General features: G+C 67.9%; 24 protein-coding genes. 6 read left to right on the top strand and 18 right to left on the bottom strand.

Translation table 11 applies throughout. The features are described 5' to 3' along the window. Window positions 1-3: 3 nt before the first annotated feature. The gene (locus tag Sp245p_RS15285) at window positions 4-318 is read right to left on the bottom strand and encodes a hypothetical protein (RefSeq protein WP_014198694.1); all 315 of its coding nucleotides are present in this window, start codon (window positions 316-318) and stop codon (window positions 4-6) included. Window positions 319-498: 180 nt separating this feature from the next. On the opposite strand from Sp245p_RS15285, the gene Sp245p_RS15280 reads away from it, so the two are divergent. Then, window positions 499-1,029, top strand: coding sequence for a GNAT family N-acetyltransferase (locus Sp245p_RS15280; RefSeq protein WP_014198693.1), 531 nt, complete (start codon window positions 499-501; stop codon window positions 1,027-1,029). 77 nt (window positions 1,030-1,106) lie between these two features. Here Sp245p_RS15280 and Sp245p_RS15275 read toward each other — a convergent pair whose 3' ends face one another. Together Sp245p_RS15275 and Sp245p_RS15270 are read right to left on the bottom strand one after the other, a co-directional pair. Then, complete coding sequence (locus Sp245p_RS15275; protein WP_014198692.1) at window positions 1,107-1,286, bottom strand: hypothetical protein; 180 nt, start codon at window positions 1,284-1,286, stop codon at window positions 1,107-1,109. Between the two features lie 139 nt (window positions 1,287-1,425). Further along, window positions 1,426-2,178: a porin gene (locus Sp245p_RS15270; protein ID WP_041812479.1), complete on the bottom strand. Its 753-nt coding sequence runs from the start codon at window positions 2,176-2,178 to the stop codon at window positions 1,426-1,428. Window positions 2,179-2,452: 274 nt separating this feature from the next. Between Sp245p_RS15270 and Sp245p_RS15265 the strand changes: the two genes are divergently transcribed. Continuing rightward, window positions 2,453-4,342 carry a potassium/proton antiporter gene (locus Sp245p_RS15265; protein ID WP_014198690.1) on the top strand — a complete coding sequence of 630 codons (1,890 nt, stop codon included), beginning with the start codon at window positions 2,453-2,455 and terminating at the stop codon, window positions 4,340-4,342. 28 nt (window positions 4,343-4,370) lie between these two features. On the opposite strand, the gene Sp245p_RS15260 is transcribed toward Sp245p_RS15265, so the two are convergent. Next, window positions 4,371-6,449, bottom strand: a complete 2,079-nt coding sequence (locus Sp245p_RS15260) for a putative bifunctional diguanylate cyclase/phosphodiesterase (RefSeq protein WP_109138663.1) — start codon at window positions 6,447-6,449, stop codon at window positions 4,371-4,373. A gap of 343 nt (window positions 6,450-6,792) precedes the next feature. Then, entirely contained in the window at window positions 6,793-7,668 is an 876-nt protein-coding gene (gene rpoH, locus Sp245p_RS15255) for an RNA polymerase sigma factor RpoH (RefSeq protein WP_014198688.1), read from the bottom strand. 247 nt (window positions 7,669-7,915) lie between these two features. Here rpoH and Sp245p_RS15250 point away from each other — a divergent pair, with 247 nt between their 5' ends. Together Sp245p_RS15250 and Sp245p_RS15245 are read left to right on the top strand one after the other, a co-directional pair. Further along, on the top strand, window positions 7,916-8,290 hold the full coding sequence (locus Sp245p_RS15250) for a response regulator (RefSeq protein ID WP_014198687.1): 375 nt from the start codon (window positions 7,916-7,918) through the stop codon (window positions 8,288-8,290). Between the two features lie 129 nt (window positions 8,291-8,419). Beyond that, window positions 8,420-9,430 carry a M23 family metallopeptidase gene (locus tag Sp245p_RS15245; protein ID WP_014198686.1) on the top strand — a complete coding sequence of 337 codons (1,011 nt, stop codon included), beginning with the start codon at window positions 8,420-8,422 and terminating at the stop codon, window positions 9,428-9,430. A 15-nt stretch (window positions 9,431-9,445) separates the two neighbouring features. Here Sp245p_RS15245 and Sp245p_RS15240 read toward each other — a convergent pair whose 3' ends face one another. From Sp245p_RS15240 to Sp245p_RS15215, 6 genes are all read right to left on the bottom strand, one after another. After that, window positions 9,446-9,901, bottom strand: coding sequence for a hypothetical protein (locus tag Sp245p_RS15240; protein WP_014198685.1), 456 nt, complete (start codon window positions 9,899-9,901; stop codon window positions 9,446-9,448). A gap of 190 nt (window positions 9,902-10,091) precedes the next feature. Beyond that, window positions 10,092-10,580, bottom strand: a complete 489-nt coding sequence (locus tag Sp245p_RS15235) for a YajQ family cyclic di-GMP-binding protein (protein ID WP_014198684.1) — start codon at window positions 10,578-10,580, stop codon at window positions 10,092-10,094. 127 nt (window positions 10,581-10,707) lie between these two features. Beyond that, the gene (locus Sp245p_RS15230) at window positions 10,708-11,244 is read right to left on the bottom strand and encodes a hypothetical protein (protein ID WP_014198683.1); all 537 of its coding nucleotides are present in this window, start codon (window positions 11,242-11,244) and stop codon (window positions 10,708-10,710) included. Between the two features lie 22 nt (window positions 11,245-11,266). Further along, entirely contained in the window at window positions 11,267-11,902 is a 636-nt protein-coding gene (locus tag Sp245p_RS15225) for a hypothetical protein (protein WP_014198682.1), read from the bottom strand. After that, a complete protein-coding gene (locus Sp245p_RS15220; protein WP_014198681.1) occupies window positions 11,899-12,552 on the bottom strand; it encodes a MotA/TolQ/ExbB proton channel family protein in 654 nt (217 codons plus the stop codon). The genes Sp245p_RS15225 and Sp245p_RS15220 overlap by 4 nt, the downstream gene beginning before the upstream one ends. A gap of 421 nt (window positions 12,553-12,973) precedes the next feature. Continuing rightward, window positions 12,974-13,384, bottom strand: a complete 411-nt coding sequence (locus Sp245p_RS15215; protein ID WP_014198679.1) for a bacteriohemerythrin — start codon at window positions 13,382-13,384, stop codon at window positions 12,974-12,976. Between the two features lie 178 nt (window positions 13,385-13,562). Between Sp245p_RS15215 and Sp245p_RS15210 the strand changes: the two genes are divergently transcribed. Beyond that, on the top strand, window positions 13,563-13,856 hold the full coding sequence (locus Sp245p_RS15210; RefSeq protein ID WP_014198678.1) for a DUF3072 domain-containing protein: 294 nt from the start codon (window positions 13,563-13,565) through the stop codon (window positions 13,854-13,856). A gap of 25 nt (window positions 13,857-13,881) precedes the next feature. Here the strand turns inward: Sp245p_RS15210 and Sp245p_RS15205 are convergent, their stop codons facing one another. The 7 genes from Sp245p_RS15205 to Sp245p_RS15175 all read right to left on the bottom strand — a co-directional run bounded on the left by Sp245p_RS15205 (window position 13,882) and on the right by Sp245p_RS15175 (window position 20,965). Continuing rightward, window positions 13,882-14,886, bottom strand: a complete 1,005-nt coding sequence (locus Sp245p_RS15205; RefSeq protein ID WP_014198677.1) for a peptide ABC transporter ATP-binding protein — start codon at window positions 14,884-14,886, stop codon at window positions 13,882-13,884. Then, a complete protein-coding gene (locus tag Sp245p_RS15200; RefSeq protein WP_014198676.1) occupies window positions 14,886-15,875 on the bottom strand; it encodes an ABC transporter ATP-binding protein in 990 nt (329 codons plus the stop codon). Before Sp245p_RS15200 ends, Sp245p_RS15205 begins: the two co-directional genes overlap by 1 nt. An 8-nt stretch (window positions 15,876-15,883) precedes the next feature. Continuing rightward, window positions 15,884-16,810: an ABC transporter permease subunit gene (locus Sp245p_RS15195; RefSeq protein ID WP_014198675.1), complete on the bottom strand. Its 927-nt coding sequence runs from the start codon at window positions 16,808-16,810 to the stop codon at window positions 15,884-15,886. Window positions 16,811-16,818: 8 nt separating this feature from the next. Then, window positions 16,819-17,829, bottom strand: a complete 1,011-nt coding sequence (locus Sp245p_RS15190; RefSeq protein WP_014198674.1) for an ABC transporter permease subunit — start codon at window positions 17,827-17,829, stop codon at window positions 16,819-16,821. A gap of 132 nt (window positions 17,830-17,961) precedes the next feature. Next, window positions 17,962-19,563, bottom strand: a complete 1,602-nt coding sequence (locus Sp245p_RS15185; protein WP_014198673.1) for an ABC transporter substrate-binding protein — start codon at window positions 19,561-19,563, stop codon at window positions 17,962-17,964. A gap of 136 nt (window positions 19,564-19,699) precedes the next feature. Then, window positions 19,700-20,170 (bottom strand): GNAT family N-acetyltransferase, encoded by a 471-nt coding sequence (locus Sp245p_RS15180; RefSeq protein WP_014198672.1) that lies wholly within the window; start codon window positions 20,168-20,170, stop codon window positions 19,700-19,702. Between the two features lie 30 nt (window positions 20,171-20,200). Beyond that, a complete protein-coding gene (locus Sp245p_RS15175; protein WP_014198671.1) occupies window positions 20,201-20,965 on the bottom strand; it encodes a class I SAM-dependent methyltransferase in 765 nt (254 codons plus the stop codon). A 112-nt stretch (window positions 20,966-21,077) separates the two neighbouring features. On the opposite strand from Sp245p_RS15175, the gene Sp245p_RS15170 reads away from it, so the two are divergent. Further along, window positions 21,078-21,875, top strand: a complete 798-nt coding sequence (locus tag Sp245p_RS15170) for a helix-turn-helix transcriptional regulator (protein WP_109138662.1) — start codon at window positions 21,078-21,080, stop codon at window positions 21,873-21,875. Window positions 21,876-21,888: the final 13 nt, after the last annotated feature.

Here is a 21,888-nt window from a genome sequence, read left to right as displayed (position 1 = left end):
AAGTCAGGCGGTCAGGTCGACCGCCGCGCCGCGCCGGTCCTTCTCGCCGGACAACTGGCGCTTCAACTCCTCGGCGATCTGCTTCTCGACCGCGGCGCGCTTCTCCGCCGGCATGGACGCGAGGGATTCCTCGTCCAGCTTCATGCGGGCGAGAATCTGGTCCCGGATGCGTTGGGCCGGTGATTTTCGCGCCTCCTTGAGGAAGGCGTCGGCGGCGCTGACTCCGCTCGCCTCCTTCTCCGGTTCGGTCTTCTCGGTCTTCACCGCGAACTTGGCGACGACGCGGGAGACCTCAGTTAAATAGCTGCCGATTTGCATGACGGTTTCTCGTGACCGATGGGTTGGAGATCCCTCAAGCAAGTTTTATGCAACTTTAAATATGCTTGGCAATCAACCGCATAAGTGGGATGCCTGGGGGCTCCGATGTGCCGGGCGGCAAAATTGACCGGCTCATGATCTGCCGGCCTCTCCGCCCGGCCCCTTCCGCAGAGACGATGAATGGACCCGATCATCACGGACCGCCTGATCCTGAGGCCCTTCCAAGAGGGGGACGCTCCCGACCTGCTCGCCTATCTGAGCCATCCCCGAGCAAGCTGCTTCCTCTCGCTCAAACTGGACGACCTCGACGCGGCGGCGGCGGAGGTGGACGCGCGCAGCCGAAGCGACGAGCACCTCGCCGTGTGCCTGCGCAGCACCGGCCGGGCGATCGGCGACCTGTTCCAAATGCCTGAACCGCCGGACACCCATTCGGTCGGCTGGAACTTCAACGCGGAGTTCGCGGGGGCGGGATACGCCGCAGAGGCCGCGCGCGCCCTCTTCGACCATCTGTTCACGGCGAGGCAGGCGCGTCGTCTCTACGCCTACGTCGAGGACACCAACATCGCGTCGCAACGCCTGTGCGAGCGGCTCGGCATGAGGAAGGAAGGGCTGTTCGTGGAGTTCATTTCCTTCACGACGGACGGTGACGGAAACCCCCTCTACGAAAACACGATGCAGTACGCCATCCTGCGCAAGGAATGGCGCGCCTGAAAAAACGAAAGCGCGCCGCGCCCGGTCGGCGCGACGCGCTTGTCGCAATCGGCAACGGATGTACCCGTTGCGTCCGGTCAGCGATCCAGAGCCGTGCCCAGCGCGGCGCCGCCCAGGCCACCGATGATGGCGCCACGCTTGCCGTCCACCGCGTAGCCGCCCGCGGCGCCAGCCGTGCCGCCAACCACCCCGCCGGTCGAACAGGCCGCGAGCGTCAACAGCGCAATGGCGGTCCCGATCAGGCGCAAACGAGACATGTCCAAACCCTCCTTGTGGTGCTTCTCGCCCCTATAAACAGGCGAGCAGGCGATTTGCTTCCACGAAACCGCGTTTCCGTCGGGAAACCACCGTTGGATGAGGACGAAAGAGGGATATCAAGCCCATTTGGGCCATCGTTCAGAACAGAACGCGGGTTCCGACACGCAGCATTGTGCTGTCGGACGGGTCTCCGCTGTAGGTCATGGTGCCCAGGTCGGCGGTGACGCTGACCTTCGGCGACATGCGGAACCGCAGGCCCGTGGACCAAGCCTCCTGCGGGGCCTCGGCGCCGACCTGGCTGTGGGCCAGCCGCCCCATGACCGTCCAGCCCCGCAACGGCGTGCCCTGCTCCAGATAGAGGCCGGCGTTGAGCGTCCGCCGCGCCGCGCCGTCATCCGGCAACTGCTCGCGATAGCCGGCGCCGACCGTCACGCCGGGCAGCGTCACCTGCCCGCCGACCACCCAGGACCGGCGGGGCGTGCCGCGGTCCTTGGCGACGGCGGCCTTGCCCGCCCCCGCGGTGATGCGCAGCCGGGCCTTGCCCAGCCGGCCGTCGTGCCGCACCACGCCTTCCACCACATGGCGGGCGAGCGGATCGGCCGCCCCCAGCTCCGTGCGGACAGGGGTGTAGCCGAGGCCGATGTTGAAGCCGTGCAGGCGCGGCGAATAATAGGTCGCCCGGGCGTCCGGCCCGCCGAACGCGCCGTCGTTCATGAAAACCGGGTCGGAGAACCATTGGTCGCGCACCGGCGTGGTCACCACCATCCGGCGCGACGCGCTTTCCGTCTGGCCGACCTCCAGGGCGCCCCAACCGCCGAGATCGATCGCCTTCTTGTCGAACCGGATCGGCGTGGCACCGCCGCCCGCCGCCGTGCGGTCCAGGTCGGGCAAGGCTCCCGCCGTCGCCGCGGCGGAGGACAGGACAAGGATCAGGGCTGCGAGGGGTGGTGTCGGAATACGCCGTGTACGAAACATGAAATGCCCCTCGCCCGTTGCATTAACCCGGAAGGATTGTAGCTCGCCGCAATGCTGCATTGCGGGAGACATTTCTGTATTATTTTAGGAACATTGGGAAATTTTGGCCGCTGCGTTGCACTCGCGCCCAAGAATTGCCAAAATCGGATGACCGCAAAGGCGGCATCACTCCCTTCCCGGCGCGAGGACTATGGAGACAGCGAGCACCATCATCCTGATCGGGTCGTCGCTGCTGATCGTCAGCATCCTGACCAGCTATCTGGCGCTGCGGATCGGCACACCGCTGCTGCTGATCTTCCTGGGCGTCGGGCTGTTCGCCGGGATCGACGGCGTCGGGGGCATCAGCTTCAACGACGCGGACAGCGCCTTTCTGATCGGCTCCATCGCGCTCGCCGTGATCCTCTTCGAAAGCGGCCTGGACACCAAGCTGTCGAGCTACCGCGCCGCCGCGTGGCCGGCGCTCAGCCTCGCCACCTTCGGGGTCGCCATCACCTCCGGGGTCATCGGCGTCGCCGCGCATTTTCTGCTGGGCCTGCCCTGGATCGAATCCTTCCTGGTCGGCGCGGCGGTCAGTTCCACCGACGCGGCGGCGGTGTTCTTCCTGCTGCGGGTCGGCGGCATCACCATCCGCGACCGCGTGCGCTCGACGCTGGAGATCGAGTCCGGCAGCAACGACCCGACCGCCATCCTGCTGACCGCCATGCTGGTGGAGGCGGCGCTGCACGGCTGGGGAACGCCGCTGGAACTGGCCGGCTTCCTGGTCAAGCAGATCGCCGGCGGGGCGGTCCTCGGCGTGCTGGGCGGGGCCGTGCTGGCCGCCTTCATCAACAAGGCCCGCCTCGACCCCGGCCTGAACCCGGTGGTCACCCTGGCTTTCGCCCTGTTCCTGTTCGCCGGCACGAACGAGCTGGGCGGCAGCGGCTTCCTCGCCGTCTATGCCGCGGGTCTGGTCGCCGGCAACGTGAAGCTGCGCGGGGCGCTGGGCCTGCGCCAGTTCCATTCGGGCCTGACCTGGCTCAGCCAGATCGTCATGTTCGTCATGCTGGGCCTGTTCGCCACGCCGCACGACTTCGGGGCGATCGCCCTGCCCGCCCTGGCCCTGGCCGTCCTGCTGATCCTGCTGGCGCGGCCACTGGCGGTGTGGTTGTGCCTGCTGCCCTTCCGCTTCTCGGCCAACGAGAAGACCTTCATGGCCTGGGTCGGGCTGCGCGGCGCGGTGTCGATGCTGCTGGCGCTGGTGCCGATCCTGGGCGGATTGCCGGGCGGTCAGGTGATCTTCAACACGGCCTTCCTGGTGGTGATCGTGTCGCTGGCGGTGCAGGGCTGGACGATCGGCCCGATGGCGCGCTGGTTGAAGCTGATCGTCCCGCCGCGGCGCGGCCCGGTCGAACGGTTCGAGCTGGAACTGCCCGGCGGGGCCGACCAGGAGATGGTCGCCTACACCGTCCACCCCAAGAGCCCCGCCGCCCGCGGCCAGCGCACGCCGCGCTTCGCCCGCCCCTCCCTGGTCATCCGCGACGGGCGCGTGGTGCCGCTGCACAAGGCGCGGACGCTCCAGGCCGGGGACATGGTCTACCTGTTCACCCCGCCCAGCCAACTGCCGCTGATCGACAAGCTGTTCGCCGAGAGCCGGCCGCTGGATCAGGACGACCGTGCCTTCTACGGCGATCTGGCGCTGAACCCCGACGCAACCGTGGAGCAGATCGCCGAGATGTACGGCCTGCCCCTGTCGCTGGCCAACGCCCAGCGGTCGCTGCGCGACCTGCTGCGCAACGAGTTCGGCGGCGCCTGCGAGCTGGGCGACCGGATGCGGATGGGTGGCGTGGAGCTGATCGTCCGCGACATGCAGGACGGGCAGATCACCTCAGTCGGGCTCGCGCTGGAGCCGTCGGCGATGGACAAGGCCCGCGTGCCGCTGTTCCAGGGACCGGAACGGCTTTGGCAGACGATCCTGTCCTGGTGGTCGAAACGCTCCTTCCGCCGCTGGCAGCGCCGGGAAACCCGCCGCGAGCGCCTGCCCGCCCGCGCTCTGGAAGCGCCCACCCTGGCGGGGAAGGAACCGGAACGGCTGGAGGGGTGACTCTCCTCCGGGCATTCCCCCCGGACGCTCAGGCCATCGCGGGCTGCTGGGCGCGGATCATTGCCGCGAAGGCGTCGGGGGCAACGGGGCGGCCGAACAGGTAGCCCTGGAGCAGGTCGCAGCCCACCGACACCAGGAAGTCCCGCTGCTCCTCCGTCTCGACCCCTTCGGCCACCGTGACGAGGCCGAGGCCGTGCGCCATGCCGACCGCGGCGCGGACCAGCGCCCCGTTCTTCAGGTTGTCCGGGATGTCTTCCATGAAGGCGCGGTCGATTTTCAGCTTCGACACCGGAAGCTGCTGCACATAACTGAGCGACGAATAGCCCGACCCGAAATCGTCGATGGCCACCTGGACGTCGATGGCCTCCAACTCCGTCAGGGTCTGCACGGCGGCCTTCAGATCGCGCACCGCCGCCTGCTCGGTGATCTCCAGCCCCAGCCGTCCGCGCAACTCCGGATGGCAGCCCAGCAGATCCTCGAGACGGGCGCTGAGGTTGCCGCGCAGGAATTGCGGGCCGGAGATGTTGATGAAGATCTGGTTGGGCAGGGTGCCCGCCGGTTCCCACACCGCCATCTGCTCGACGACGGCGTTCAGCACCCAGTCGGTGATGGGAACGATCAGGCCGCTTTCCTCGGCGACCGGAATGAACTCGCCGGGAGAGACCGGCCCCAGCGTGTGCTGGTTCCAGCGCAGCAGCGCTTCCGCCCCTACGATCCGGCCGGAGCGGGCCTCGACGATGGGCTGGTAGGCCATGTGCAGCTCGTTCCGCTCGATGGCGTGGGCGAGATGCATGGTCAGGAACATGCGCCGGGTCGCCGCTGCGGCCATCTCCGGCGTGTAGAAGCAGACGGTGTTGCCGCCGTTGTGCTGCGCCGCCTGGAGCGCCAGCTTGGCCTTGGCGTTCAGCTCCTCCAGCGTGCGGATGTCGGCGTCCTGCACCGCGGCGCCGATCGACAGGCGCAGCCGCACCCAATGGCGGTCGGCGTAGATGGAGGCGGTCAGCCGGTCGTGCAGCAGATCTGCCAGGGTCTCCGCCTGTTCCGCGCTCTCCACGCGGGACAAGGCGGCGAATTCGTCGGCGGCGATGCGGCAGACGTAGGTCTGCTGCGGCAGCACCTCGGTCACGCGGCTGACCATCGCCTTCAGGGCGGCGTCGCCGACATGAAAGCCGAACGCCTCGTTGATGTCGCTGAACTGATCGACGTCGAGCGCGTAGAGCGCGAACAGGCCCCCTTCCTGACCGGGAAAGGGCGTCGCCAGCACGGCCTCGCACTCCTCCAGAAAGGCGGTGCGGGTCAGAACGCCGGTCAGCGGATCGTGCCGGGCCAGATAGGTCGCCCGCTGCTCCGCCGCCAGCCGTTCGGAGATGTCGCGGATGATGCCGACGAACACGACCTCGCGTGCCAGCCGGGCCTGCCCGACGCTGAGATGGATCGGGAACACCGCGCCGTCCTTGCGGCGCCCGAGCGCGTCGCGCCCGATGCCGATGATCTTGGCGCGTTCCGTCTCCAGATAGCTGCCGATGTACTTGTCGTGATCGCGGGAGAAGGGCGGCGGCATCAGGACGGAGACGTTCCGCCCGATCAGTTCCTCCTCGTCGTAGCCGAACAGGTCGCGGCAGGACCGGTTGACCGTGCGGATGATGCCGTTGCGGTCCGCCACCACCACCCCGTCCACCGCCGCGTCGAGCAGCGTGGTTACGAAGGGGTCGCGGCGCAGGACGAAATCGGCGATGCGGGCCGGATCGGTCACGTCCTGGAACAGCCCGAGGAAGCCTTGCCCCCCATCGCCGGTGCGGTGCGGCAGGACGCAACCGGTCAGCACGCCGCGCCCGCCGTCCGCGCGCTCGACCTCGCAATCCACCGGAGCGGCCTCCCCGGTTTGGCCGGAGCGGTTCAGCGCCTGCACCACGGCGCGCGCCAGCGGATGGTCGAGTTCGGCCAGGGGCCGCCCCACCAGGGCTTCGGGCGACATCCGCAAGACGGCGGCGAAGACCGGGTTCGCTAACAGGCAGCGATGCCCGGCGTCGGCGTAGACCAGCGCGAAGGACGCTTGGTGCATGAGGCTTTCGGCCAGCGACGCCAGGAACGCCGATGTCGTCGGCATTGCCGGTGCGGACGGGCTGTCAGGCCCCTGATGCTCTGCCGGAGACACGTTGGACAAAACCGTACCCGCTCACCAAAGCGCCCCGGAGGCTCGACACGAGGCCCGATACCCAGGGGTGCACAGAAACCGAGTTGTCATTATGACGGCTTGCGGAGCATTTTCCAACAAATTGCGGCGAAATCACAACATCTGTTGCATCCACCGCTCCCCCTACCACAACCCTGGGCAGGAGAACACCGCCCTGTCTCACCCGGAGAAACGGCGTTGGCAACCAAAGCCAACCCTCCGGGATATACGCCTTTCGACATACACTACAGAGGAGAGGGAGGCAACAGCCTCCCTCTTATGCCGCTGCGGCGAGTTCCCGTACCCTCTGGGACAGTTTCTGGAAAGCGCGCTCCTCGATCTGGCGGATGCGCTCGCGGCTGACGCCGTAAACGGCGGCCAGATCCTCCAGCGTCTTCGGCGACGGGCTGAGGCGGCGGGCGGTCAGGATGTCGCGCTCGCGGTCCTTCAGCACCGTCATCGCCTCGTGGAGCATGGCGCTGCGGTGCATCGCCTCGTCGCGCTCGAGCAGGCTGTCCTCGGCGTTCGGGCGCTCGTCGGGCAGGAAGTCCTGCATCTCCGCAGTCCCCTCCCCGGCGGAGAGCGGCGCGTTGAGCGAGGCGACCGGCTGGACGAAGCGGCGGTTCACCGCCACCACATCGCTTTCCGGCACGTCGAGTTCCCGGGCGATCCGGGACACGCTTTCCGGCTTCAGGTCGCCGTTGCCGAACTCGCCCAGCTTGCGCTTCAGGCGGGACAGGCCGAAGAAAAGCTTCTTCTGCGCGCCGGTGGTGCCCAGTTTCACGAGGCTCCAGGAGCGCAGGATGTATTCCTGGATGGACGCCTTGATCCACCACATCGCGTAGGTGGACAGACGGAAGCCGCGGTCCGGCTCGAATTTGCGGACGGCGGTCATCAGGCCGATGTTGCCCTCGCCGACCAGATCGGTCATCGGCAGGCCGTAGCCGCGGAAGCCGGTGGCGATCTTGACGACCAGACGCAGATGGCTGGTCACCAGCTTGCGGGCCGCCTCCATGTCGCCGTGCTGGCGCCACGCGGTGGCCAACACATACTCCTCCTCCGCGCCCAGAACGGGGAAGCGGTGGACCTGCTCGATGTAACGGGACAGCGACTCGCCGGGAAAAGGCGTGGTCAGCGTCAATGCGGTGCTCATGTCACATCCTCTTGAAAGCGATATGACCCAATCCGCCGGTCCCCGTGATGGGCGACCGGCGCCCTCTGTGCAAAGGCATCCACAGTTTACGCGGACGGAACGCCAAGTCAACGCCGCACGGGCGCGCGTGCCGGGTGCCTTGACCTGGATGCATGGCCGTCCCCGCTCATAAACGGGGCGTAAACCAGCCGGGCCTTATTCAGGTTGGCAAAACCCCAAACACCGAAGCATGAGAGGGCAGACTTCGATGGCCGACATCCTCGTCGTCGATGACGATCCGGTATCCCTCAGCATCGTCAGCAAGATTCTGGAGAAGGAAGGCAACAGCGTGACCGGCTGCACCGACGCGCGGGCGGCCATCGAGTCATTGACCTTCCATGAGTTCGACCTGCTGGTCACCGATCTCATCATGCCGGAGCATGACGGATTCGAGGTCATCCAGGCAGCCAAGAGCCTTCGTCCGAACCTGCGGATCATCGTCCTGTCCGGCATCGACGAGCGGGTGCCGCCGGAGCTGACCATGCAGGCCCTGACCAAGCTGGGCGTCGCCCGGATGGTCCGCAAGCCGATCAAGCCCGCGGTCCTGGCCTCCGAAGTGCTGGCGGTGCTGATCGGCGGCTGAGGAAGCCTGACGAAGGAGTCTGGCCGGACACCCCGGCCGGCCGGCGTATGGCTTCCTTGCGGTTGCATCGGGGCGGAGCATGCCTCACCCTGCCCCGGCAGACCCGCCTCTCCTCCATGGGAAGCCCACATGATCCGCGCCGCGCTCGCCACCCTCCTGTCCGCAAGCCTCGTCGCGGTCGCGCTGGGTTTCGCCGGCCCTGCGGCGGCGGAAGCGCCGGCCTTCGGGTTACCGCTCGCGTGCCGGATCGGGGAAACCTGCTTCATCCAGAACTACGTCGACGAGGACGCCGGTCCCGGCTGGCGCGACCATGCCTGCGGCCGGCTGAGCTACGACGGCCATGACGGCACGGATTTCCGCCTTCCCGACTACACCGCGATGGACAAGGGCGTCGCCGTGCTGGCCGCCGCCGCGGGCACCGTCCTGCGGGTGCGCGACGGCATGGAAGACGTGAATGTGAACGTCATCGGGCGTGACACGGTGATGAAGGTCGGGGGCGGCAACGCCGTCATCATCGACCATGGCGACGGCTGGCAGACCGCCTACCTGCACATGAAGCGCGGCAGCGTCGCGGTCACTCCCGGCCAGCGGGTGGAGGCCGGGCAACGGCTCGGCGACGTCGGTCTGTCGGGACTGACCGAGTTCCCCCATCTGCATTTCGGCGTGCGCCACAACGGCGCCGTCGTCGATCCCTTTGTGGGCCAGCAGCCCTTCACCGCCTGCGGCCAGCCCATGACGCCGCTGTGGAACGCCGCCACGGCCAAGACGCTGGCCTACCGCCCGACCGCCGGGCTCAGCGCCGGCTTCGCCACCCGCCGCGTTCCGGAGGCCGAGCCGGCCCGCCATGGCGAATTCGCCGGGGAGGTGCTGACACCGGACGCGCCCCTGCTGGTGCTGTGGTCGGACATCATGGGCGTCCGCGACGGCGACACCCAGCGGATCCGCATCCTCGACGGCGATGGCCGCACCCTCTTCGACAACAGCAAGGGCATCACCGGGGACAAGGCCGTCTGGTTCGCCTATCAGGGGCTGAAACGCCCGGCGGCTGGATGGCCCAAGGGACCCTACAAGGGCATCGTGACGCTGGCCCGCGACGGCAAGACGGTGGTCACGCTGGAGCGCCGGCTGGAGGTTCGCTGAGCCGGCACCCTTCCGTTACTGGGCCGACCCCGCCTTCATATTGTCGGGAGCGCTCTGCGTCAGCAGCGTGGTCAGCCAGCGGAAGTTCGGCGCGCTGTCGGCCTGGAGCGCGCTCTGCACCACCTGCATGGCCTCCTCGGCGTTGGGCGCCCGCATGTCGGGCGTGTGGCCGTCGGCGGTCTGGCCGCCCGTTGCCTCGTCCGCTCCGCTCTGTGCGAAGACGCTGACGGCGCCGACACCCAGCCGGTGGGCAATCGAGGAACTCCCCGTCACCGGCCCCGCCGCGGAGGACGCCATCAGGCCCGACGCACCATCCTCGCCGCCGACGCCGTTCAGCTGCTCCAGCATCGCGGCGAACTGGCCGGCGAGCTCCCCCGCCTGCCGGGGCGCACCCGTGCCTTTGCGCTCCAGAAGCTCTTCAGCCCGGATGCGCATCAACTGGGAAGCGTCGGCGTTGGCCGGTATCGACATGGCGCGTGGACCCTGCGGCGTTCGGCTACCGAAGCAGGGCAAGCAAGGGACGGGCCATCATCGGAAGAGGCGGAAGGCCGGGTGGCGAGGCCCTCTCGCCGCCCGCGCACCCGGCAAAAATTTCCGCCCCACCCGGCAAGAATGACCGGCCAGCCGGCAAAATTCGCCCCAGCGGGGCCTGGGCCGGCCGTCAGTCCCGGAAGTTCACATACTGCAGGGGCTGCTCGATCTTCAGCCCGCGCACCAGGGCGATGGCGTCCTGGAGGTCGTCGCGCTTCTTGCCGGTAACGCGCAGTTCGTCGCCCTGGATGGAGACCTGGACCTTCATCTTGGCGTCCTTGATCGCCTTGACGATGGTCTTGCCGAGGTCCTGGGCGATGCCCTGCTTGACGGTGACGACCTGGCGCAGCGCGTCGCCCGCCGCCCGCTCCGGCGGCTTGGAGTAGTCCAGCGCTCCGGCGTCCAGCTTCCGCCGGGTCACGTAGACCCGCAGCAGTTCCTGCATCTGGTCGAGCTTGGGGGCGTCGTCGGCCAGCAGGGTGATGTCGTTCTCGGTGCGCTCCACGGTGCAGCGCGAGCCCTTGAAGTCGAAGCGGGTCTCGATCTCGCGGCGCATGCCGTTCAGCGCGTTGTCGATTTCGTGGATGTCGGTCTTGGACACGATGTCGAAGGACGGCATGGGACTCTCTTTGCTCGAACGGACGGAATCGCGGAACCGTAGACGAGGCCGCACCCCGCCTTCAAGAGGCCTTCATGGACGCTGTGACGGAAAGCGGTCCGCAGGCGCCACCAGCCTGCCGAACGTCTCAGGTCGGCTGGCCGGGATGTTGGAACTCGATTCCCGGATTGCCGCCCGGCCCGCCGTTGCCGGGCGCGTTCTCATAGGGCTTGTCCGGCATCTTCGGCTGCGGCTGCGCGTAGAAACGCGGTTCCCGGTCATCCCAGGACCGTTCGAAGGGCAACCGCATCATCGGGTTGGTGCCGTTGCGCTGGGCCTCGCGCTGCGCTTCCTGCAACTGCTCCGCCATGCGGCGGTCCCAGGGCAGGCGGTAGAGGTTGGGCGCCTGCTCCCAGAGGAGGGTGAGGTAGATCGCTTCGTTCTCCACCAGCGTGGCGCTCAGCACCTTGGCCTCGCGCACGTTGGCCCCCATCCATTCCAGCGTGACCGGCTTCGCCCGGCCCAGCAGCGCCGCCGGCGCCGCGTAGGCCGCCGGCAGCAGCAGGGCGAACAGCAGCAGGATCACTACGCGCGCCATCCGGCTGCGCGTCCAGCGCAGGGCCGACAGGACCAGCAGCAGGGTGACGACGGCAACGAAGCCGAAGATGACGGTCAGGCTTTCCATGGCGCACTCTCGATCCGACGGGTCAATTCTTGGCCGAGCGCAGCGGCTTGAACACGGCGTTCAGGGACCCCGGCACCAGTTCGCCCCGCTCCGTCAGGGTGAAGCGGAAGGCGGTGATCTCCTGCCCTTCGTGGTCCAGCCGGACGCGCGTGGCGGCGATGGTGGCGGCCCCCGACTCATGCTCCGCCTTGACGCGGGCGACCACCCGGACCCAGATGGGAAACACATTCTCCAGGTTGCGGAACATATGCACGTTGACGGTGTATTCCCCCGGAGGAATACCGCGCGAATAGGAGGTTTCGAAATTGATCTCCGTGGGATCGGCGTAGGCGCCCAGATCGTCGCGCAGCAGGTTGAAGATCAGCCCCGACTTGTTCGAGTAGCCGACCGGCACGTCGCCCGGCGCCTGCACCCACAGATCGACGTCGCTGCGCAGCTTGTCGTCCCAGCGCGCCTCGATGATGACGTTTCCCGGCGGCTCCATGCCCGCCGCGGCGGACGAGGAGGACTCGTTCTGCTGGTTGGCCTCGGTCTTCTTGGCCTCGTTGATGAAGGGAACCGCCAGGACCGCGCAGGCCACAAAGCCGCACAGCAGCAGCGTCAGCAGGTCGCGCGCGACGAGCACACCGGTTTGGTCCTCGCCCAGAAAATCGTTCATGGTGTGGCCTCGCCGCGCAGGGCGCCGTAGGGGGCCGCTTGCGGCGCGGCGAAGTCCGGCGTTCCTGTCCGCGGAGCAAGCCGCGAGCGGGCGTGGGCCTCGTCCATGATCAGCGCGCACAGCGAGGCCGTCGCCCCGCGCAGGAGCTGGAGGTTGCAGGTGGTCCACAGACACAGGGCGCCGCCGAGCATCGTCGCGTAGATCGCCACGCCCAGACCGCTCGCCAGCGTGGTCACCATGGCGCCGGCCGACGCGGCGTTGCCCACCATGTCCGGCGTGATGTTCGCGGCGAACAGGCTGAAGCCCCAGGCCGTGCCGATCAGGCCGAGCATGCCCAGCGCGTTGGCGATGTGCTGAAGATGCGAAATCCGGGAGAACAGGCGGATTTCCAGGGCGCGTTCGCTCTCGACCTTCATCAGCCGTCCGCCGCCGAGCTTGGCCCGGTCCAGCTCACCGCCGATCTTCCACACCCGGTAGGCCGACATCACCAAGCCGACCACGAACACGATTCCGATGATCGCGGTCGCCACGGCGATGTGCCCGGTCAGGACCCGATCCAGCCACCCCTGCGCGTACAGGACGAAAACGAACGCCGAAATCGTCAGATTGAAAGCGACGAATTTCGCCTTGAGGAGCCACTGTTCTTCCATGGTTTTGACCCTGTGACGGTTGCGTGTGTCTCCGGATCGTCATGTTCAGACGGCGATGGCGCGTAACGGCGGCGCCGCGGAAAGCCGGGCGGTGATGGCGGGATCGGGAGAGCGGAAGACGAATGTGCGGCGGCACGCGCTAGGGGCGCCGGCGCCGTTGGCCTGGGCGCTGGTGGCGGGACGGCTCCGTGTCGGCCATCGGTTCATCGGCGCACCTTCGCCGGAATTGCGCGACGACGGAGCCATTCAGGAGTCATCCGTCACCTCATGAACCCCGGCCCCGGCCAAGAGTTCCCGACACCCGGCGACGGACCTGCCGGGTTGACGCGCGACACGGACGGGGAAAGCCCCGTGGCGGGAGAGAGGAAGGGAGCGACCCGGGGCGTTCCGTCCCGGCAATCGTCCTTAGGGAAATGGCCCTTTACGCCACGCCCTTTTCCTTCAGGAAGGGGCCGTACTTCTTGTCGGTACCCTGGATGTGCTTGATGAGCCAGTTCTTCAGGAAGTTCATCACCTCCATGCTCAGCGTGGCGGTGACGCCGGCGTGGTACTTGCGCTGCACCTCCAGCACCTGACTGGCCAGCGCGTCGTGTTCCGCCTTGTGGGCGTCGCGGTCCGGATAGCCGAGGCGGGCGAAATGCTCCTCCTCATGGGTGAAGTGGGACTTGGTGTAGGCGACGAGGCTGTCGAGGATGCCGCCCAGCGCCTCCTTGCTGCGCCCCGCCTGGACGGCGTCGAACAGTTCGTTGACCAGGGCGACCAGTTGCTTGTGCTCCTCGTCGAACTGCGCGATCCCGACGCTCAGCTTGTCGTTCCACACCATCAGCGGCATTTCGTTCCGTCCCTTCGCGCTGGACCACACCTCACCGGCCGGGGATAACCCCAGCGCGCGAAAGGGTAACGCCTTCCGCATGGCGCTTCAACGGTCGGCGAGTCCCCGGAAGCCAAGGTTGGGAACCAATCCCATCGGCGGCTGTTCGACAGACGTTTCCAGCAGAAAGGAACATTTCATGAACGTCAAACGCAGCGACGAGCGTGAGAAGCACCCACAGAACCATCGCGGAGACGCACCGAATTCAGGTAGCAACCCGAAAACCGCGGACGCCGGGGGTGCCGAACACTCGAACCGCGAGAAGGACCCGGACGACTGGACGACGGGGGACGAGCCGATGACCGGCGCGCAGGCCTCCTACCTGAAGACGCTCAGCGAGGAGGCCGGCGAAGGCTTCGATGGGGAGTTGACGAAGGCCGAAGCCTCCAAACGCATCGACGCCCTCCAGGAGAAGACAGGCCGCGGCGCCTGACGGGAGACGCCGCGGCACCCGGACCTCAGGCCATCTCTTCCGCGAAGTGGCAGGCGACCAGCCGCTCGTCCACGGGGCGCAGCGCCGGCACCTCGGTCGCGCAACGCTCCGTGGCGTAGGGGCAGCGCTTGTGGAAGGGGCAACCCGGCGGCGGGTTCAGCGGTGAGGGCAGTTCGCCCTTCGGGATCACCCGCTCCGCCCGCAGAGCCGGGTTCACCCGCGGCGTGGCGGCCATCAGGATGCGGGTGTAGGGGTGGCGCGGGCGGGAGTAGACCACGTCCTTTGGCCCGTGCTCCACCGGCCGGCCCAGATACATCACCATGACCGCGTCGGCGATGTGCCGGACCACGCTGAGGTCGTGGGAGATGAACAGGTAGGCGAGGTTCAACTCCTCCTGAAGATCCATCATCAGGTTCAGCACCTGCGCTTGGATCGACACGTCGAGCGCCGACACCGGCTCGTCGGCCACCACCACCCGCGGGTTCAGCATCAGCGCGCGCGCGATGGCGATGCGCTGGCGCTGACCGCCGGAGAACATGTGCGGGTAGCGGTCCACCTGATCGGGGCGCAGCCCGACCTTCGCCATCATGGCGACGGCCCGCTCCCGCCGCTCCTGCTTGCCCATCGGGGTGTTGATGACCAGCGGCTCCGACAGGATCGAGCCCACGGTCTTGCGCGGGTTCAGCGATCCATAGGGGTTCTGGAACACCATCTGCACGGTGCGCCGGAGTTCCTTCATCTCCGACGCGGTGCGCCCGACCACGTCGCGACCGTCGTAGAGAAGCTGGCCCGACGACGGCGGCTCAATCATCGTGACGGAGCGCGCCAGCGTCGACTTGCCGCAGCCGGATTCGCCGACCACAGCCAGCGTCTTCCCGGCTTCGAGCTGGAAGGACACGCCGTCCAGCGCCTTGACGGTGGCCGCCGGCTTGAAGGCGCCGCGCTTGACCGCGTAGTGCTTGCGCAGGTGGATGGCTTCCAGAACCACCGGACCGGTGGCCGGCATGACGTCGGCGAGGATGTCGGTCATCACAGAACCTCCCCGGCGCCGACCGGAGCGTCGGCCAGCGGATAGAAGCAGCGCGCCTTGCCGGCATCCACGTCGAACAGGGCCGGCCGCTCGATGCGGCAGCGGTCGGTGGCGAAGCGGCAGCGCGGGTTGAACAGGCAGCCCTGCGGCCGGTCGCCGATGCCCGGCACCACGCCGGGGATGGTCGGCAGCCGGCGCTTGCCCAGCGCCCGCTCCGGCAGCGCATCGAGCAGCGCGCCGGTGTAGGGGTGGCGCGGCGCCTTGAACAGGGCGTCCACCGGGCGCGTCTCGGCGACCTGCCCGGCGTACATGACGACCACCCGCTGCGCCGTCTCCGCCACCACGCCCATGTCGTGGGTGATGAGGATCAGCGCCATGCCCCGCTCCTTCTGGAGGCGGACCAGCAGGTCGAGAATCTGCTTCTGGATGGTCACGTCGAGCGCCGTCGTCGGCTCGTCCGCGACCAGAAGGCGCGGGTTGCAGGCGATGGCGATGGCGATCATCACGCGCTGGTTCATGCCGCCCGAAAGCTGGTGCGGGAAGGCCGACAGGCGGCTTTCCGGGGCCGGGATGCCGACCTGCTCCAGCAGTTCGATGGCGCGGTTGCGCAGCGCCTTGCCGGACAGCCCCTCATGCACCTTCAGCGTCTCCATGATCTGGAAACCGACGGTGAAGCAGGGATTCAGGCTGGTCATCGGCTCCTGGAAGACCATGGCCACGTCCTTGCCGGTGATCTTCCGGCGCTGTGACGGGCTCATCGCCAGCAGGTCCTTGCCGCCGAACCGCATGCGGTCGGCGACCACCGTGCCGTTGGAGCCGAGCAGGCCCATCACGGCGAGCGAGGTCACGGACTTGCCGGACCCGGACTCGCCGACGATGCCCACCACCTCGCCCTCGTCCACGGTGAGGTCGATCCCGTCCACGGCGCGGAAGGTGCCAGCGCGCGTGGTGAACTCGACGGACAGGTTCTTGATGTCGAGAAGAGGCATGACAGGCATCAGCGTTTCAGCTTGGGGTCGAGCGCGTCGCGCAGCCCGTCGCCCAGCAGGTTGAAGGCCAGCACCGTCACCAGGATGGCCACGCCGGGCCAGGTGACGACCCAGGGGGCCCGCTGGAGGAACTGGAGGGAGGAAGCCAGCATGGTGCCCCACTCCGGCGTCGGCGGCTGCGCGCCGAGGCCGAGGAAGCCCAGCGCCGCAGCGTCGAGGATCGCCGTGGAGAAGCCGAGCGTCGCCTGGACGATCAGCGGCGCCACGCAGTTCGGCAGGATCACCACCAGCATCAGCCGCAGCGGCCCGGCCCCGGCCACGCGGGAGGCGACGACGTAGTCCTTGTTGGTCTCCGCCATCACCGCGGCGCGGGTCAGGCGGGCGTAGTGCGGGATCACCACGATGGACACCGCCAGCATGGCATTGACCAGCCCCGGCCCGAGGATCGCCGCCACCACCACGGCCAGCAGCAGGCTGGGCAGCGACAGCAGGATGTCCATGAAGCGCATGACCAGCGCGTCGGTGGCGCCGCCGAAGAATCCGGCGATCATGCCCAGCGCCAGCCCGACCGCCAGCGACAGCGTGACGACGATCAGGCCGATCATCATCGACAGCCGCGCGCCGAAGATCAGGCGGGACAGCATGTCGCGACCGATGTCGTCGGTGCCGAGGAGGAAGGCCCAGCGCCCGCCCTCCTGCCAGACCGGCGGCACCAGGATGGCGTCGCGGTACTGGATGTTGGGGTCGTGCGGCGCCACCAGCTCGGCGAACAGCGCCACAACGGCGATCAGCAGGATCACGGCGAGGCCGGCCATGGCCCCCTTGTTCTGCCGGAAATGGTACCAGAACTCGACCAGCGGGTGCGGCGGCTGGGAAACCGGCGGAGAAGCGGCCGGAAGAGTCTCCGGAACGCCCGTCGTCGTAGGAGTCGTCATGGCTCACCTCACCGCGAATGGCGGATGCGGGGGTTCAGGACGCCGTAGAGAACGTCCACCAGCAGGTTCACGGTCATCACCGTCGTCGCGATCAGCAGCACCCCGCCCTGGAGCGCCGGGTAGTCGCGGCGGTTGATGCTCTCGATCAGCCACTTGCCCACGCCGGGCCAGGAGAAGATGGTTTCGGTCAGGATCGCGCCGCCCAGCAGCGTGCCCACCTGAAGACCGATCACGGTGACCACGGGGATCAGCGCGTTGCGCAGGGCGTGCAAGCCGATCACCCGCTTGCCCGCCAGCCCCTTGGCCTTCGCGGTGCGGATGTAGTCCTCGCCCAGCACCTCCAGCATGGCGGAGCGCGTCATGCGCGCCACGACGGCCAGCGGAACGGTGCCGAGAACGATCATCGGCAGGATGAGGTGGTGCAGCGCCGACCAGAAGGCGCCGTATTCGCCGGCCATCAGCGTGTCGATCAGCATGAAGCCGGTCACCGGCTCCACGTAATAGAGCAGGTCGAGCCGCCCGGACACCGGCGTCCAGCCCAGCCCCACCGAGAAGAACAGGATCAGCAGCAGGCCCCACCAGAAAATCGGCATGGAATAGCCGGTCAGGCTGATGCCCATCACCCCATGGTCAAAGATCGAGCCGCGCCGCACCGCCGCGATGATTCCCGCGGGCAGGCCGACCACCGTGGCGAACAGCATGGCGAGCGCGGCCAGTTCCAGCGTCGCCGGGAACAGCGTCACGAATTCGCTGAACACCGAATTGCGCGTCACCAGCGACACGCCGAGGTCGCCCTGGAGGACACCGCCGATGTAGTCGAGGAACTGGTGCCACAGGGGCCGGTCCAGCCCCAGTTCGTGCCGCAGTTCGAGAAGCCGTTCGGGGGGGATCCCGCGCTCGCCGACGCGCACCTCGATGGGGTCGCCGGGGACAAGGCGGATCAGAAGGAAGGTCAGGAAGGTGACGCCGAGAAAGGTCGGAATCACCAGGCTCACCCGCGTCAGGATGAAGCGTAGCATCGGATCGTCACCGGGGGCTCGAAACGAAAGCAAGGGGGCCGCGGCCCCCTTTTTTACCTCTGCATCCGCAAAGGGAAGCCGGGGGTTTAATGCCCCGGCGACCGCTTTGTAAAGCCGCTTGCTACGCTGAGTTTATTGTTTCAAATCGACGCCGTAGAAGCGATGGATGCCGAACGGGTCCATCTTGTAATCGACCACATTCTTGCTCAGCGCCATGTGCACGACCGAGTGCGCGACGGTCAGCCACGGGGCCTCTTCCTTGAAGATGACCTGCGCCTGCTCGTACAGCTTGGTGCGGGCGGCGATGTCGGTGGTGCGCTTGGCCTGGACGACGAGGTCGTCGAACTCCTTGTAGCACCACTTGGCGATGTTCGACCCGCCGGCACGCGCGGCCTCGCAGCCGAGCAGGACGTGCAGGAAGTTGTCCGGGTCGCCGTTGTCGCCGGTCCAGCCCAGCATGCCCATCTGGTGCTCGCCGGCCTGGAGGCGCTTGCGGTACTCACCCCACTCGTACTGCACGACCTTGGCCTTGATGCCGACCTTGGCCAGGTCAGCCTGCATCATCTCGGCCATGCGCTTGGCGTTGGGGTTGTAGGGACGCTGCACCGGCATGGCCCACAGGTCGGTCTCGAAGCCGTCCGGGAAGCCGGCCTCGGCCAGCAGCTTCTTCGCGCGCTCCGGATCGTAGGGATAGTCCTCGATCTCCTTGTTGTACGACCACATGGTCGGCGGGATCGGGTTCTTCGCCGGGACGCCGGCGCCCTGGTACACCGCGTCGACCACGGCCTTCTTGTCGATGGCCATGTTCAGCGCGCGGCGGACACGCACGTCGTCGAAGGGCTTCTTGGTGACGTTGAAGGCGAGATAGCCGACGTTCAGGCCTTCCTGCTCCATCAGGGTGATGGCGCTGTCCTTCTTCATCGCCTCCAGATCGGCCGGGTTCGGGTACGGCACGATGTGGCACTCGCCGGCCTTGAGCTTGGCGTAGCGGACGGCGGCGTCGGGCGTGATGGCGAAGACGAGGTTGTCGAGCTGCGCCTTGCCGCCCCAATACGGCTCGAACGCCTTGTAGCGGATGACCGCGTCCTTCTGGTAGGCGACGAACTGGAACGGGCCGGTGCCGATCGGCGCCTGATCGATCTTGTCGATCTGGTTCTTCTTCTGCAGAGCCTCGGCGTATTCGGCGGACTGGATGGGCGCGAAGGGCATCGCCAGATTGGCGATGAAGGGCGCCTCGACCTTGTTCAGCGTGAACTTGACCGTGTAGTCGTCGACCTTCTCGATCGACTTCAGCAGGTCCGGCATCGCCATGTCGTTGAAGTAGTCATAGGCGCCGCCGGATACCTTGTGGAAGGGATGGTCCTTCTTCCACTGGCGGTTGAACGACCACAGAACGTCGTCCGCGTTGGCGTCGCGGGTCGGCTTGAAGTCGTTGTTGCTGTGCCACTTCACACCCTTGCGCAGGTGGAACGTGTAGGTCAGCCCGTCCTCCGACACCTCCCACTTCTCGGCGAGGCCGGGGACCACCTTGGTGCCGCCGTACTCGAACTGCACGAGGTTGTTGTACACGGGCAGCGAGACGTCGAAGCTCGTTCCGGTCGTGTTGACCATCGGGTTGAAGTTTTCAGGGCTGCCCTCGGAGCAATAGACGAGGGTCTTGGCGGCCTGGGCCGGCGCAGCAAGCGCCAAGGTGGCGGCAACGCCGAGCCCGGCACCCAGCAGGATGCGCTTCATTCCTAACAACCTCCCGTGTTCGGTCGAATGGCCGCCCGTTCTTTTCGGCGGCCGGTGATGCGGGTTCATTTGGCGCGTGGCCGAATCGTCTGTCAACACGCAACCAAGCGGCATCACGCAAGCTCCACGGGAGGCGTCAGGCCAAGCGGAACTTCAGGCGCGGCCCGATCTCCGTGAAGCCTTCGCGCTTGTAGAACCGCAGGGAATCCGGCCAATCCGCGGCGGACGGCGCCCCCACCTCGACCCGCGACCAGCGATGGCGGCGGCCATGGTCGAGAACGGCCCGGATCAGCACCCGCCCCACCCCGGCGGAGCGCGACTCCGGTTTCACGTACAATTCACGGATCGTCCCGAACCGGCCCAACGTGGAGATGCAGACGCCCTCCGACAGCGTCGCGACGCCGAGCGGGCGACCCGCCGCATCCTCGGCCAGGAAAACCGTGTAGGACGGGCCGTCGCCGCTCAGCAGGGATTCGGCGACGGCCAGCATGACGGCCCGCGGCGTGTCGTTCTGCCCGGCGGAGAGTTCGGAGAGCAGCGCTGCCACGAGGCCGGTGACCGTGCCCGCGTCGGCGAGCCCGGCCTTTCGCACATGAACGTCCCCCATTGCCGCCCCTCCCCCGATCTTTTCTTGTGGTCAGCAAGCCTCCGCTTCGATGGTCAGGCTGTCCAGGAGAAAGCTGCCGTCCTCCAGGATGTCGAAATGGCGGCGCACCTCATCGGAGGCGAGGTCCTGGAGAGCGCGGATGGCCTGGGCGCGCAGGTCGGGGGTGGAGGTGCGGGCGGTCCAGACGGCGAACTCCATGCGCAGGCGGCGCGGCGTCAGGCCGGTCACCGCGAAGCCGGCGCGCGACAGCGCGCCCATCCATTCCGCGGCGCTGTAGTTGCGGACGTGCGAGGTGTCGCGCAGCAGTTCCACGGCCTGGAGGTGGGTGTCCAACAGCGGGTCCCCCGGTGACACGATGTCCACGAAGACCGCCCGCCCGCCGGGGGCCAGCACCCGCCGCGCCTCGCGCAGGCCGGCCTCGGCGTTCAGCCAGTGATGGGCGCTGAAGCGGCTCAGCACCACGTCGAAATGGCCGTCCGCGAAGGGCAGACGCTCGGCGGGGGCCTGGGTGGTGGTGATGTTGGTCAGCCCGCGCTCCGCCGCGTTGCGGGCCACCGCCTCCAGCATCGGGGCGGTGACGTCCACCGCCACCACCTCGGCGGCGTGGGGTGCGGCGCGGTAGGCGACATGGCCGCCGCCGCAGCCGAGATCCAGCACGCGGACGGCGTTCCGGCCGCGCAGCGTGTCCTCGATCTGGTCCAGGTCGGCGCCCGAGGCGTGGACGGCGCTGGTCACATAGGCGTCGGCGCGCTGGCCGTACTGCGCGGCGACGACGCCGTGGTGGCTGTTGGTCATGGTGGCGATTCCGTTCGTGTTTGTTGGGGCGTGTCCGTTGTGATGACCAAGCATCGGCCGTTCGGCAAACTGGTACAAGGCAAGCGCTTATCCTGGTATAAGCGCTGCCACCATGAGTTCGGACGACGATGCCCGGCACCGGCTGGGCGCCTTCCTGCGCGCCCACCGGGAGCGGCTGACCCCGGCGGAGGCCGGCATCCCGCAGACCGGCTCGGCCCGCCGCCGCACGCCCGGCCTGCGGCGGGAGGAGGCCGCCCAGCTCTGCGGCCTCAGCCCGACCTGGTACACTTGGCTGGAACAGGGGCGCGAGGTCTCCGTCTCGCCGCAGGCGCTGGCGCGCATCGCCGGGGCGCTGCGGCTGACCGCGGCGGAACGCGCCTATCTGTTCGAGCTGTCGCGCAAGCGCGATCCCGACGCCGACGCGAAAGACGGACCGGACCCTCGCCCTGCCACGCTGCTGGCCGCGCTGGAGGTTGTGGCGGCACCGGCCTACCTGCTCGACCGCGTCTGGACGGCGGTCGGCTGGAACGCCCCCGCGGCGCATCTCTTCTCCGGCTGGCTGGGCGGGGCGGAGCGGAACCTGCTGCGCTACGTCTTCCTCGACCCCACCGCGCGGGGTTTCATCGCCGACTGGGAGGACCGCGCCCGCCGGCTGCTCGCCGAATTCCGCGCCGACACCGCCCGCCGCGCCGGGGATGCGGAGGTGACCGCTCTGGTCGACGGCCTGCGCGCGGCCTCGCCCCGCTTCGCCCGGCTGTGGGAGGATCAGGGCGTTCTGGAGCGGGAGGGCGGCACCCGCGGCTTCACCCATCCCCAGGACGGGACGCTGGTCTACGAACAAGTGACGTTGTGCCCCGCCGGACGATCCGACTACAAGCTGGTGATGCTGCTGGGGCCGCAGGCTCCGTAAGACGCCCACCGAC

The sequence above is a fragment of the Azospirillum baldaniorum genome (genome assembly GCF_003119195.2).
Classification (GTDB): Bacteria; Pseudomonadota; Alphaproteobacteria; order Azospirillales; family Azospirillaceae; genus Azospirillum; species Azospirillum baldaniorum.
This window is presented reverse-complemented; position numbering and strand designations above follow the sequence as displayed.

What these genes read in the sequence shown, in the direction of transcription:
- Sp245p_RS15285 (WP_014198694.1), bottom strand. Translation starts at nt 318, where the DNA reads ATGCAAATCGGCAGCTATTTAACTGAGGTCTCCCGCGTCGTCGCCAAG.
- Sp245p_RS15280 (WP_014198693.1), top strand. Translation starts at nt 499, where the DNA reads ATGGACCCGATCATCACGGACCGCCTGATCCTGAGGCCCTTCCAAGAG.
- Sp245p_RS15275 (WP_014198692.1), bottom strand. Translation starts at nt 1,286, where the DNA reads ATGTCTCGTTTGCGCCTGATCGGGACCGCCATTGCGCTGTTGACGCTC.
- Sp245p_RS15265 (WP_014198690.1), top strand. Translation starts at nt 2,453, where the DNA reads ATGGAGACAGCGAGCACCATCATCCTGATCGGGTCGTCGCTGCTGATC.
- Sp245p_RS15260 (WP_109138663.1), bottom strand. Translation starts at nt 6,449, where the DNA reads ATGCCGACGACATCGGCGTTCCTGGCGTCGCTGGCCGAAAGCCTCATG.
- rpoH (WP_014198688.1), bottom strand. Translation starts at nt 7,668, where the DNA reads ATGAGCACCGCATTGACGCTGACCACGCCTTTTCCCGGCGAGTCGCTG.
- Sp245p_RS15250 (WP_014198687.1), top strand. Translation starts at nt 7,916, where the DNA reads ATGGCCGACATCCTCGTCGTCGATGACGATCCGGTATCCCTCAGCATC.
- Sp245p_RS15245 (WP_014198686.1), top strand. Translation starts at nt 8,420, where the DNA reads ATGATCCGCGCCGCGCTCGCCACCCTCCTGTCCGCAAGCCTCGTCGCG.
- Sp245p_RS15240 (WP_014198685.1), bottom strand. Translation starts at nt 9,901, where the DNA reads ATGTCGATACCGGCCAACGCCGACGCTTCCCAGTTGATGCGCATCCGG.
- Sp245p_RS15235 (WP_014198684.1), bottom strand. Translation starts at nt 10,580, where the DNA reads ATGCCGTCCTTCGACATCGTGTCCAAGACCGACATCCACGAAATCGAC.
- Sp245p_RS15230 (WP_014198683.1), bottom strand. Translation starts at nt 11,244, where the DNA reads ATGGAAAGCCTGACCGTCATCTTCGGCTTCGTTGCCGTCGTCACCCTG.
- Sp245p_RS15225 (WP_014198682.1), bottom strand. Translation starts at nt 11,902, where the DNA reads ATGAACGATTTTCTGGGCGAGGACCAAACCGGTGTGCTCGTCGCGCGC.
- Sp245p_RS15220 (WP_014198681.1), bottom strand. Translation starts at nt 12,552, where the DNA reads ATGGAAGAACAGTGGCTCCTCAAGGCGAAATTCGTCGCTTTCAATCTG.
- Sp245p_RS15215 (WP_014198679.1), bottom strand. Translation starts at nt 13,384, where the DNA reads ATGCCGCTGATGGTGTGGAACGACAAGCTGAGCGTCGGGATCGCGCAG.
- Sp245p_RS15210 (WP_014198678.1), top strand. Translation starts at nt 13,563, where the DNA reads ATGAACGTCAAACGCAGCGACGAGCGTGAGAAGCACCCACAGAACCAT.
- Sp245p_RS15205 (WP_014198677.1), bottom strand. Translation starts at nt 14,886, where the DNA reads ATGACCGACATCCTCGCCGACGTCATGCCGGCCACCGGTCCGGTGGTT.
- Sp245p_RS15200 (WP_014198676.1), bottom strand. Translation starts at nt 15,875, where the DNA reads ATGCCTCTTCTCGACATCAAGAACCTGTCCGTCGAGTTCACCACGCGC.
- Sp245p_RS15195 (WP_014198675.1), bottom strand. Translation starts at nt 16,810, where the DNA reads ATGACGACTCCTACGACGACGGGCGTTCCGGAGACTCTTCCGGCCGCT.
- Sp245p_RS15190 (WP_014198674.1), bottom strand. Translation starts at nt 17,829, where the DNA reads ATGCTACGCTTCATCCTGACGCGGGTGAGCCTGGTGATTCCGACCTTT.
- Sp245p_RS15185 (WP_014198673.1), bottom strand. Translation starts at nt 19,563, where the DNA reads ATGAAGCGCATCCTGCTGGGTGCCGGGCTCGGCGTTGCCGCCACCTTG.
- Sp245p_RS15180 (WP_014198672.1), bottom strand. Translation starts at nt 20,170, where the DNA reads ATGGGGGACGTTCATGTGCGAAAGGCCGGGCTCGCCGACGCGGGCACG.
- Sp245p_RS15175 (WP_014198671.1), bottom strand. Translation starts at nt 20,965, where the DNA reads ATGACCAACAGCCACCACGGCGTCGTCGCCGCGCAGTACGGCCAGCGC.
- Sp245p_RS15170 (WP_109138662.1), top strand. Translation starts at nt 21,078, where the DNA reads ATGAGTTCGGACGACGATGCCCGGCACCGGCTGGGCGCCTTCCTGCGC.